Source organism: Paenisporosarcina sp. P4_D4, assembly GCF_056401835.1.
Genome location: NZ_JBFUIO010000007.1, coordinates 16,128 through 28,691 on the forward strand (window position 1 = coordinate 16,128; position 12,564 = coordinate 28,691).

Below are 12,564 nucleotides of genomic sequence, written 5' to 3' on the forward strand. Positions count from 1 at the left end.
TCATTGTACGCTTTTATTGTTCGTTGTCAATAAATATATTGGGCATCTACCATTTTATGATATAATAGGACAAGATTTTAGGAGGTCGATTCGGTTGAATGATCAAGTAAAAAACTGGTTGAAAAAAATAAACGAAACATGGGATAGGTGGACAAATGCACAGTGGGCTAAAGGCTTGCGCATTACCTCAGGGGTCATCTGGAATCTCGCATTAATTTTGCTTATTGTCCTTTTGGTAGGCGGCGCATTTGCAGGATCGGTGGCAGCTGGATATTTCGCTTCACTAGTCGATCAGGAACCACTTCGTGAAGAAGCGGATATGCGCGCATCCATCTTCAGTTATGAAGAGACCTCAGAAGTATATTTTGCGAACAATGTGTACTTAGGGAAAATAAGAACAGATTTACAGCGTCGTGAAACGAAGCTTGAGGAAGTTTCTCCTTATGTCCTTGATGCAGTGTATGCAACGGAAGATGAATATTTCCCAGTACATGATGGAATCGTGCCAAAAGCTATTTTCCGTGGGCTACTGCAGGATGTAACGAATTCTGATAGCCAGACAGGTGGATCCACACTTACACAACAGTTAATCAAAAATCAGATTCTCACAAATGAAGTTTCCTATGAACGCAAAGCAAAAGAAATTCTTCTTGCCATGCGCCTTGAAAAATTCATGGAAAAAGATGAAATTCTGGAAGCTTATTTAAATATCATCCCCTACGGCCGCAACGCTTCTGGTGCCAATATTGCAGGGATTGAAACCGCCGCAGAAGGAATTTTCAATGTCAAAGCAAAAGATTTAAATTTACCTCAGGCTGCTTTTATAGCGGGCATTCCGCAAGCACCTTTTGCTCATACACCATTCACTTCTGGAGGTTTATTGAAAGATGATGATGGTCTGAAACCAGGAATCGATCGGATGCTGACAGTACTGTATCGTATGAAAGAAACCGGCTACATAACGGAACAAGAATATAACGGAGCGATTGCTTACGATATTAAAAAAGATTTCCGTTCTCCTGAATTATTACCTCAGGAAAGATACCCTTTCTTAACATATGAATTGGAACGCCAAGCAAAACAGATTATAGCGGAATCGTTAGCTGAAAAAGACGGCATTGACCCTTCTCGTTTAAAAGATGAAGAAAAATTAAATGAAAAATATACAATTATGGCCGATCGTGCAATGCGTAACAACGGCTACCGAATACATTCAACCATAGACAAAGAAATGTATGACGCTCATCAAAAAGTTAAAGATGAATTTAAAAACTATGGCCCCTCTATCAAGGTTGAAAAATACAATGCCGAATCACAAAAAAATGAATGGGTTGAAGAACCTGTTCAGGTAGGCAGTGTGCTGATGGAAAATAGTACGGGCAGAATCTTAAGTTTTATCGGTGGACGTAGTTATGACATTGAAGCATCAAATCATGCAACACAAAGATATCGTCAAAATGGTTCAACCATGAAGCCTTTATTAATTTATGCTCCTGCCATTGAGTATGGTGTGATTGGTGCTGGAAGTCCGGTCGTCGATGTTGCATTCAAAAACTATGTAGACGGCAGTGGAAATCCATACTCACCTGGAAACTTCAATAAAGAGCAAGAACTTGGTATCATTCCTGCCCGACAGGCACTGGCAACTTCACAAAACTTGGCAGCTTTAAGATTGTATAATCAAATTGTCGAAAAACGGCCAGCCGAATTTTTAAAAAAACTCGGATTCTCTCGTTTAATAGATGAGGATTATGTAAACCTTTCCGCTTCAATTGGTGGTATTAGAAATGGTGTCACAATTGAAGAAAACACAAATGCTTATGCCACTTTGGCGAATGGTGGTCAATTTATCGATTCATATATGATTGAGAAAATTGAAGATGCTGATGGCAATATTATTTTCAAGCATCAATCAAAAGCTGTACCTGTCTACTCTCCACAAACATCATATATCGTAACTGATATGCTAAGAGATGTTTTATCTGAAGGTACTGGTAGACGGGCGCAATCGGAATTGAAATTCAATTCTGATTTTGCAGCTAAAACGGGAACAACAAATAATGCACACGATGTTTGGTTCATGGGATATAACCCTTCTATTACACTTGGTGTATGGCTAGGTTACGATACTCCAACCAATTTAAATATTTCGAATGGCACTTATCAACAACCAGGAACTCGCGTCAATATGTTATGGGCTAGATTGATGAATAGTTCATATGATGTGAATCCTGAACTGGTGGACCCAGCTGCCGAGTTCAAGCGGCCTAAAGGCGTTGTCTCTCGTTCATTCTGTGCAATTTCAGGAATGTCTCCATCAGAAGAATGTTCTCGTGCAGGTCTTGTTAGATCTGATTTATTCAATGCCAACACTTACGTATCAAGGAAAGCAGATGATAGCTTCGTCTCATCATCTTACGTCATGATCGATGGCAAACGTTATCGCGCACTTTCGTCAACACCTAGCGAATTTGTCGTCAGTGGTGGAGTTGGTGTAAACAAAGACTTTATTAATCGTATGTTTGGCAATATCAACGGTGATGCAAGTAAGCTTTTTCCTCAAAATTCCAGTTTTGCAGACCGGGTAGTATCTGAAGATACATTCGATGCTGATGGGGCTTCACCGGGATCAGTTTCTGCTTCCATTTCAGGAAGAACTCTAACTTGGTCGAATTCCGCTTCCAAAGATGTCGTTGGATACCGAGTGTTCAAAAGTACTGGTGGCAATGCTTTGTTAACTTCCGTCAAAGAAGCAAGTGGCAACTCGTATCAATTGAGCAGCCCAGGCACATACTTCGTGGTTGCTGTGGATATTACAGGGAACCAATCTCCCGCATCCAATATGGTAAATGTAGAAGCACCTGAACCAGAACCTAAACCTGGTACAGAACCAAAGCCGAAGCCAGATCCAAAACCTAAACCGGATCCGAAACCTAAGCCGCCTCCAGTAGAGCCACCTCCAGTAGAACCACCTCCTGGAGATGGTGAAGGAGCATAAAATTAAAAAGCAGTGAAACTTATCAGCATCGATAAGTTTTACTGCTTTTCTATTTGTCTAGCTTCAAGCGCTAGCCCTCGCTTCCGCTTCACTCGGTCGGAGTCAGGCAATGGCCAGCTTCACATTTCAAAGTGTCTAGATAAAATGACGTGATACGCTTTTCAATAAAGAAATGCCAACAGCTAGCACTGCAGTAGTGCAAACTGTTGGCATTTTCATTAATCTTCCATTGTAGATAAATCGCCTGTTGGTAAATCAAGTTCCCACGCTTTTAACACACGTCTCATGATTTTCCCACTGCGTGTTTTCGGTAGCTTGTCTTTAAATTCAATTTCACGCGGAGCAGCGTGTGCAGCTAAACCTTTTTTAACGAACTGTTGTATATCAGCAATCAATTCGTCCGAAGGTTCAACACCTTCTTTCAATGCTACGAATGCTTTAATGATTTCTCCACGAACTGGATCCGGTTTTCCGATTACACCCGCTTCGACAATTGATGGATGCTCGAGAAGCTTGCTTTCCACTTCAAATGGTCCTACGCGTTCGCCAGAAGTCATGATGACATCGTCAATACGCCCTTGGAACCAGAAATACCCGTCTTCGTCCATGTAAGCAGAATCTCCTGAAACGTACCATTCATCGTTAAGGAAATACGATTGATATTTTTCAGGATTATTCCAGATTTGACGCATCATTGATGGCCATCCTTTTTTAAGTGCCAAGTTCCCCATTTGATATGGAGGCAACTCAACCCCACGATCGTCCACGATAGCTGCTTTCACACCTGGAATTGGTTTGCCCATTGATCCAGGGCGAATTGGCAAGCACGCATAGTTACAAATCATCTGAGCGCCTGTTTCTGTCATCCACCATGTATCATGTATACGATGGCGGAATACTTCTGCTCCCCATCTGATTACTTCTGGATTCAATGGTTCGCCGACAGATAAAACGTGACGCAGTGAAGATAAATCATATTCCTTCACTAAAGCGTCGCCAGCTCCCATCAACATACGGAAAGCGGTTGGCGCACTATACCAAATCGTTACACCGAAGTCTTCAATCGCCTGGTACCATGCATCAGGAGAAAAACGTCCTCCTAACACAACCATTGTTGTTCCAGTTAACCATGGACCAAAAATTCCATAAGAGGTCCCTGTTACCCAACCTGGATCTGCTGTGCACCAGTAAATATCCTGCTCTTTTAAATCCAAGACCCATTTTGCAGTCTGATAATGTTGTACCATCGCTTCCTGTACGTGTAATACACCTTTAGGCTTGCCAGTTGAACCAGACGTATAATGAAGAACCAATCCATCTTCTTTATCGAGCCACTCCACTTGGAAATACTGTGAAGCAGTTTTCAAATGTTTCATAAAATCTACTGTTTTATTATCTTCTTCCACGTTTTCGCCGACTAAAAGGATTGTTTCCAGGTGAGGTAATTTATCTACCGGAATACGATTTAACAATTCAGGGGTCGTCACAATCGCTTTTGCTTTACTGTCCACTAAACGATCGTAGACTGCACCTTCCATAAATGCCTCGAACAATGGTCCAACAATTACACCCATTTTTAGAGCACCGATTAACGCAAAATACAATTCAGGCGAGCGCGGCATGAAAATAAATAAACGGTCACCTTTTTCAAGATTTGTATGGGCCTTCAAGGCATTTGCTGCTTTGTTTGTCCATTTTTTCATTTCATTGAACGTATAAGATTCTTTGCGAATTGCATCTTTGTAATAAAGAGCGATTTTGTTTTTTCTGTCTGAATTTGCATGACGGTCAATGGCTTCGTGCGCCACGTTCATACGACCTGTCACATGCCAACTAAACGCCTTTTCTGCCTCTTTCCAATCGAAATTGGCTGCAGTTTCGTCGTAGTTTTGGAGTAAATAATCTCCTTGAACGACCGGAAGTACTTCAAGTTTCATTTCTACCACCCTCTCAATTACGATACAAATACTAGTTTACATTAAATTGAAAGTAAATGGCGAATAATTTTACTTTTTTGACTATGACTCTTCTAATCAAATTGAAAACGTTTTCCTAATGTTTTTTTCATGTATAATGAAACTACGTAATTCTTTTCAGGTGGTGTACAAATGGATCATAAAAAAACCTATAATGCCATGGAATTGAAAACTAGACATGGCCATTTAATTATCGAAGGACCTATATCATCAGCAGATCTTGCACGTTACGACTTTCATGATGATTTGGTGGCATTCCGACCTCCTGCCCAGCAACATAAGGCAATCATCGAAATTGCCAAGTTGCCAGAAGGCAGAATTCTGATAGCTCGTGACAACATGACCATTGTGGGCTATGTAACATTCTTGTATCCTGACCCTTTGGAACGTTGGTCGAAAGGGCAAATGAGCAACTTAATTGAACTGGGGGCCATTGAAGTCATTCCAAAGTTTCGTGGAACCGGTGTCGGAAAGAGCTTGCTTCACGTTTCGATGATGGATGATGCAATGGAAGATTATATCACCATTACTACTGAGTATTATTGGCATTGGGATTTAAAAGGTACTGGACTGAATGTATGGGAGTACCGAAAAGTGATGGAAAAAATGATGAATGCAGGTGGATTGGAATACTTTGCAACCGATGATCCAGAAATCAGCTCCCATCCGGCCAATTGTTTAATGGCTAAAATTGGTGCGCGCATTGACAATGAATCCATTCAACGCTTTGATCAGTTACGTTTTATGAATCGATTTATGTATTAATCCGCAAAGGAGTTTTTGACATATGATTGTGGAACAAATGATGAAAACAAATGTCCTGACCTTACAGCCTTCAAATTCGATTAAAGATGCAATCAGTCTCCTTCGTGAAAGTAAAATCAGACACTTGCCGATTACCGATAATGAAGGCAAAGTAGTAGGGATTGTATCAGATAGAGATATCAAAGATGCCACACCTTCCAATCGGATGGTAGGACATAATCAGGATATATACTCAACACCTCTTGAAGAAATTATGACGAAAAATCCTATAACCGGACATCCGCTGGACTTTGTTGAAGAAGTTGCCACGATTTTCTATGATCAACAAATAGGGTGTCTGCCCATCGTCAGTGGTGGTAAATTAGTTGGTATCGTTACAGAAACAGATTTATTATATAAATATATTGAATTAACAGGCGCCCATCAACCAGGTTCTCAAATTGAGGTTCGTGTACCGAATAAACCTGGTATATTATTTGAAGTTTCCAAAGTTTTTCATGATCATAATTCAAATGTATTAAGTGTTCTTGTGTATCCAGATATCCAAAATGACAACAACAAGATCTTGGTATTCCGTGTAATGACGATGAACCCTCTCGGAATTATTGAAGATATACGTAAAGAAGGTTTCGATGTGCTATGGCCGAACATGCCGGGAATGACAAACTAAAAAAACATGCGGTTTATATATATTCGGATGATCAATTGGGCTACAAATTTTCTGAGAACCATCCATTCAATCAGAAAAGGCTGACTTTGACCACCGATTTGTTGCGAAAAATGAATGCGCTTACAGATGAAGACATCATCGCTCCCCGCATTGCAACGGATGACGAGCTATTGCTTGCGCATGATGCACGATATATTGATATCGTCAAAAAAGCGAGCAAAGGGCTTGTCACTTCTGCAGAAACAGAGAGTTACGGTATTGGGACCGATGACACTCCTATTTTTCCGAATATGCACGAAGCCAGTGCTCGTTTGGTCGGTGGCACGTTAACTGCCGTGGAATATGTAATGGAAAATAAAGCTTCGCATGCCCTAAATCTTGGTGGCGGACTGCATCATGGCTTTCATGGGCGCGCATCTGGATTTTGTGTCTACAATGACAGTTCGGTCGCTATTAAATACATACAGCAGAAGTATAAAGCCCGTGTACTATATATTGACACGGATGCTCATCATGGAGATGGTGTACAATGGAGCTTTTATGAGGATCCTGATGTTTGTACAATCTCCATTCATGAAACTGGGAGATACTTATTTCCTGGAACCGGTAATGTAACGGAACGTGGTACCGGTCAGGGTTATGGAACTTCATTCAATTTACCAATAGACGCCTTTACAGAAGATGAATCATTTTTGGAACTTTATATGACTGCTTTCCGAGAGATTGCTGCCTATTTCAAACCAGACGTCATTATCAGTCAAAATGGAGCAGATGCACACTATTTTGATCCACTGACTCATCTATATGGAACCATGAAAATCTACCACGAGATTCCGAAGCTTGCCCATCAGCTTGCCCACGAATATTGTGACGGCAAATGGATTGCCGTCGGTGGTGGAGGATACGATATATGGAGAGTGGTGCCAAGAGCCTGGTCGTTATTGTGGATGGAAATGAATAATATTCCACTTCCTCAAGTTAATCTACCGAAAGAGTGGTTGGAGAAATGGCAACCGGAATCACCCGTACCATTAATTCCCACCTGGTTGGATCCAGATAACTTATATGAACCCATACCTCGTAAAGAAGAAATTACCGAAAAGAATAAACAAGTGTTGAACAAGGCACTTTATTTAATTCGATCTCATTGAAAAAGGAGTGGACTACGCTAAGCATAGTCCACTCCTTCCATTATTTCACGGAATCTCTTTCTTCAATTCGGTGTGGCAATATTACTGTTTTCTCATCAATTTGTTCTTTGTTCATATATTTTGTCAGCAGACGCATAGATACCGCTCCAATATCGTATAGAGGTAACACGATACTCGTTAATTCTGGACGCACCATTCGTGCTAGCTTCGAGTTTTCAAAACTAATAACTTCAATGTCGTTAGGAACATGGAAACCGGAATCCTGAGCTCCATGAATTAGCCCAATAGCCAGTTCATCGTTTCCTGCAAAGAAAGCCGTAGGTGCATCTTGCATACTCTTTAAGTTACTGAATGCCGCATGCCCTGCGTCATAAGTAGCTTCACTTTCCACTACCAATTCTTCGTTCATATCAAGACCTGCATCCCCTAAAGCTTTTTCATAGCCTGTGAATTTGAATGCACGATTGATGGTGGACGATAATGACCCAGAAACGTACGCGATTCGTTTGTGATTATTTTGAAGCAAGCGATTAACCGCTTCATAAGCTGCCTGGTGATAGTCGATATTTACAGAAGGCATTTTCCCTGAAGGATCAATTGTACCTGCTAAAACGATCGGTACGGGCGATCGCTCCATCATATTTAACAACTCTGTCGATACATGTTCACTCATGAACACAATTCCATCCACTTGTTTTCCAAACATCGTTTCCAGGAGTTGTAACTCTTTATCTTCTCGCTGATCCGAGTTTGATAATATAATATTATAGCGATACATGGTCGCAATATCTTCTATTCCTCGTGCAAGTTCTGCGTAAAAAATATTTGATATATCTGGAATAATAACTCCAACTGTAGTTGTTTTCTTGCTTGCCAGTCCTCTGGCAACCGCGTTTGGACGATACTCTAATCGTTCAATAACGTCCAGCACTTTTTTCCGAGTAGCCGGTTTTACATTCGGATTGCCGTTAACAACTCGTGAAACCGTTGCCATCGAAACGCTAGCTTCACGTGCTACGTCATAAATTGTAATTGTCATGTGCTTACACTCCCTGCTCGGTCCCTATCTCATACCATCATATAATAGTTTTCTGACGTTTTCCAACGTTACGTCAAACGAAAGAAAAATACCGGTTCAGAAATTGAACCGGTAAGATGCTTATGATTGAAATTCGTATGATTTCATGAACTTTTGAAGAGAATCGTAAAACTCGTCAAATTGCTGTAAGTTCATTTGTTGTGCTGCATCAGATAAAGCAACAGCAGGGTCTGGATGTACTTCAGCCATAACACCATCTGCACCAATGGCAATTGCCGCTTTCGCTGTAGGCAATAGTAAATCACGACGTCCTGTTGAATGGGTTACATCCACAAACACAGGTAAATGTGTTTCTTGTTTTAATATTGGAACTGCTGAAATATCGAGTGTATTACGTGTCGCTTTTTCGTATGTTCGAATTCCACGTTCACATAAAATAATTTGATCATTTCCTTGGGAGATGATGTACTCGGCAGCATGAATAAATTCATCAATCGTTGCAGCCATTCCGCGTTTCAATAACACCGGTTTGTTAATGGCACCTGCTGCTTTCAATAACTCGAAGTTTTGCATGTTACGTGCGCCGATTTGAACAACATCAATGTAATCTAATGCCTCTTCTAGATGATGAGGTGTCACAATTTCAGAAACAACTGCAAGATTGTATTGCTCTGAAACACGCTTAAGGATTTTCAAACCTTCAAGTCCAAGACCTTGGAAATCATAAGGTGATGTACGAGGTTTGTAAGCTCCTCCTCGGATCATTCTCAAGCCTTTATGTTGGATTGCATTTGCTACAGCTGCAACTTGATCAAATGATTCTACAGCACATGGACCGAATACAAATGATGGCTTGCCTTCTCCAATGCGTTCCCCATTAATCACAACAATTGTATCTTCTGCTTTCTTTTTACGAGAAACAAGAAGTGCTTTACGGTGATCATCTTCCTGAAGCTCCAATGCAGTTTTAAAGATTTCCTTGAAAATATGATCTACAGTTGATTGCGGTAGTGGACCCGCATTGTTTTCTTTTAGTAAGTTCAACATATGACGTTCGCGAAGAGGATCATATCGGTTGACACCTTGCTTTTCTTTTACTTTTCCAATTTCTTTTACGACTGCAGCACGCTCATTGATTAAACGAAGAATTTCTAAGTTTAATTCGTCAACATTTGTGCGTAAGCTATCTAATTCTTGATGGCTCATACCTTGATCTCCTCTCTTACCCATACAAAATTCACGAAATTCAAACGGAAGATGTATGATGCTTTTTTTGATAATAGAACCATTATAGTATGTACATTTCTAAAAGTCACGCAAAACATCTTTAACGCTTCAACGCGCGAAAGTTTTAATACTAATTGTACTCATGTTTTATACAAGATAAAGCCCACATATCAACTATGCGGGCTTTTTAATTCTTAATATTATAGACTTTTCTTGACTTCTACAGCTTCTTTTAATGCTTGTGCGGTTGAAGTTTCGTTTGAGCTTTCCCCAACAACTTCAGACACTGTATTCGTTACAGTTTCCATGAAATCAATTGGCTCTTCGCCTTCTGATGAAACTGTACCATCATCCATTAATGTTGGCGTTTTTGATTTAATTGACTTGACCTTATCTACCAAAGGACCTGATTTTTCTTTTAATTGAGTTGATAATTGAGACGTTTTTACTTTGGCAGTTGATGATAAATCAACCGTTTTTTCTTTTAGATAAGAAGCTTGAGTTGTCACATCTCCACGAAGCTCAGCACCCGATTTTGGAGCAAGGAATAAAGCCGTAGCTGCTCCAATAATTCCGCCTACCAATGCACCGATTAAGAAATCCTTAGAATTCATATCATCACTTGATTTCGAATAAATTGGATCTCGGTGCTGTCCATTGGAATACTCATACGCTTGTGGAAGATAGGCTTCCGTCTGATTGGATTTATTCGAATAAAACTCGTGGTTGTACTTCGCTTCGTTATAATTTGGTTTAAATTGTGTCATGTTGGTTCCCCCTTATTTTTTTGTATCTCTATATGATTTATCTGGTTCGCTTGCATAAATCGTGTAACCTGCTCTAGCTTCTTCAATTGCTTTTCTTTCTTTCCACTTGTCGCGAATGCCTAGAGCAACATTGCTCCATTGTACAACTTGCGCAATCTTATCTTCATTTCGTTCTACCTCTGTCGTAATTGACGATGTAATGCGTCGGATTGATGTATTTAAGCCATTTACTGACTCCCCTACATTTTTCACGGCATCTACAACACTGTTAAGTTTTTCAGATTTATTTTGAATATCTGAAGCCAAACCATTTGTCTTATGCAATAATTCTGTTGTCTCTCTTGTTACTCCTTGTAATTGACCTTCTAATCCAGACATTGTGTCTGAAAATTCATTAAGCGTCTTCTTCAGCGATGTAAATGTCATCGCAAGACTAACGCAAAGAACGAGAAAGCCTATAGCTGCAACCAACGCTGCTATGTATAATATTATTTCCATTCGAGTTCCTCCTCTAGATTGTACATACTACCTATCTTCCCACACATAGCGGTAAATAAACATCTATGTTATCTTTATTCCACAAAAACATTTTATTTCCTCCATAAAAATAAAACTCCAGTCAAAAAAGACCAGAGTTTTGTGAAATTATATTTTTTGTTCGAAGGCAGCTTGGAACTTTTGAACATCCCCTGCACCCATGAATAAGTATACAGCATTTTGATGCTTCAGTAACACATCAATTTCTTCGGTTTTCAGGACAACACAGTTGTCAATCAGATCACATAAATCATCGATGGTTAAGTCTCCTGCATTTTCACGTGCTGATCCGAATATATCACACAAATATACGTTATCAGCCGTTTCCAGGCTCTCTGCGAACTCCTTAAGGAATGTGCGAGTACGTGAAAACGTATGAGGTTGGAATATTGCAATGACTTCACGATTTGGATACTTCTGACGAGCCGACTGGATAGTTACTTTGATTTCAGTCGGATGATGTGCATAATCGTCAATTAAGATTCGATCTCCTTTTCTGCTTTCAGCAAAACGGCGTTTGACGCCACCGAATGTATGCAACTGCTGCTGAATGATATCAGCAGGGATTCCTTCGTAATTACACAAAGAAATGACAGCCAATGCATTTAGTACGGCATGGTCTCCGAATGAAGGGATTTCAAATGTACGGTAAAATTCATTTCGAACGAAAACATCGAATGTAGATCCAGAAGTCGTTTTCACCACGTTACGAGCTTCAAAGTCATTTTCTGAGCCAAATCCATAAAACACAACGGGAACATTGGCATGGATTTTTTGTAGATGTTCATCATCACCACATGCAATAATGGCCTTATTCACTTGAAGCGCCATTGATTGGAATGCCTCAACCACATCGTCGATGCCACCGAAATAATCCGGATGATCAAAATCGATATTAGTCATGATCATGTAATCAGGATGGTATGCCAAGAAATGACGACGGTATTCACATGCTTCAAAAGCAAAGTATTGTGCTTGTGATTCACCATGACCCGTTCCATCTCCAATTAAATATGAAGTCGGTGCAAAGCCACTTAATACATGTGACATTAAACCCGTTGTAGAAGTTTTGCCATGTGATCCTGTAATACCTACCGAGACGTACTGGCCCATTAAGTTCCCTAAAAACTTGTGATAACGGATTACATCGATTCCTAATTCGTTAGCACGAATCAGTTCTTCATGATTGTCTTTAAATGCATTCCCCGCAATTACGGTCATGCCTTTTTCAATATTATCTGCGTTAAATGGCAAGATTTTGATGTCACGTTTTCGTAGTGGATCTTCAGTGAAAAAATGTTTCTCTATATCAGAGCCCTGAACCTGGTTCCCTGCATCGTGCAAAATTTGTGCAAGTGAACTCATGCCAGACCCTTTAATTCCTGTAAAATGAAACACTGTCATTTGTATAAACCTCCTGGGAAAGGTGCCCGT

The 12,564-nt window shown here is 40.2% G+C and carries 10 protein-coding genes; 4 read left to right on the plus strand and 6 right to left on the minus strand.

What is annotated here, in order from left to right; all coding sequences use genetic code 11:
• Positions 1-94: 94 nt before the first annotated feature.
• Positions 95-2,998 (plus strand): transglycosylase domain-containing protein, encoded by a 2,904-nt coding sequence (locus AC1DSL_RS03575; RefSeq protein ID WP_477531188.1) that lies wholly within the window; start codon positions 95-97, stop codon positions 2,996-2,998.
• Between the two features lie 218 nt (positions 2,999-3,216).
• On the opposite strand, the gene acsA is transcribed toward AC1DSL_RS03575, so the two are convergent.
• Complete coding sequence (gene acsA / locus AC1DSL_RS03580; protein ID WP_477531189.1) at positions 3,217-4,935, minus strand: acetate--CoA ligase; 1,719 nt, start codon at positions 4,933-4,935, stop codon at positions 3,217-3,219.
• 171 nt (positions 4,936-5,106) lie between these two features.
• Between acsA and AC1DSL_RS03585 the strand changes: the two genes are divergently transcribed.
• From AC1DSL_RS03585 to AC1DSL_RS03595, 3 genes are read left to right on the plus strand one after another with little or no spacing between them, the layout of a single operon-like run.
• Positions 5,107-5,739, plus strand: coding sequence for a GNAT family N-acetyltransferase (locus AC1DSL_RS03585; protein ID WP_477531190.1), 633 nt, complete (start codon positions 5,107-5,109; stop codon positions 5,737-5,739).
• Between the two features lie 22 nt (positions 5,740-5,761).
• The gene (locus AC1DSL_RS03590) at positions 5,762-6,409 is read left to right on the plus strand and encodes an acetoin utilization AcuB family protein (protein ID WP_477531191.1); all 648 of its coding nucleotides are present in this window, start codon (positions 5,762-5,764) and stop codon (positions 6,407-6,409) included.
• Entirely contained in the window at positions 6,379-7,560 is a 1,182-nt protein-coding gene (locus AC1DSL_RS03595) for an acetoin utilization protein AcuC (protein WP_477531192.1), read from the plus strand. Before AC1DSL_RS03590 ends, AC1DSL_RS03595 begins: the two co-directional genes overlap by 31 nt.
• A 40-nt stretch (positions 7,561-7,600) precedes the next feature.
• On the opposite strand, the gene ccpA is transcribed toward AC1DSL_RS03595, so the two are convergent.
• The 5 genes from ccpA to murC all read right to left on the minus strand — a co-directional run bounded on the left by ccpA (position 7,601) and on the right by murC (position 12,534).
• A complete protein-coding gene (gene ccpA, locus AC1DSL_RS03600) occupies positions 7,601-8,599 on the minus strand; it encodes a catabolite control protein A (RefSeq protein WP_016426594.1) in 999 nt (332 codons plus the stop codon).
• Positions 8,600-8,719: 120 nt separating this feature from the next.
• Positions 8,720-9,805, minus strand: coding sequence for a bifunctional 3-deoxy-7-phosphoheptulonate synthase/chorismate mutase (locus AC1DSL_RS03605; RefSeq protein WP_016426593.1), 1,086 nt, complete (start codon positions 9,803-9,805; stop codon positions 8,720-8,722).
• Between the two features lie 221 nt (positions 9,806-10,026).
• Positions 10,027-10,593, minus strand: a complete 567-nt coding sequence (locus AC1DSL_RS03610; protein ID WP_016426592.1) for a YtxH domain-containing protein — start codon at positions 10,591-10,593, stop codon at positions 10,027-10,029.
• 12 nt (positions 10,594-10,605) lie between these two features.
• Complete coding sequence (locus AC1DSL_RS03615) at positions 10,606-11,091, minus strand: DUF948 domain-containing protein (RefSeq protein ID WP_477531193.1); 486 nt, start codon at positions 11,089-11,091, stop codon at positions 10,606-10,608.
• Positions 11,092-11,238: 147 nt separating this feature from the next.
• Complete coding sequence (gene murC, locus AC1DSL_RS03620) at positions 11,239-12,534, minus strand: UDP-N-acetylmuramate--L-alanine ligase (RefSeq protein ID WP_477531194.1); 1,296 nt, start codon at positions 12,532-12,534, stop codon at positions 11,239-11,241.
• Positions 12,535-12,564 lie beyond the last annotated feature (30 nt).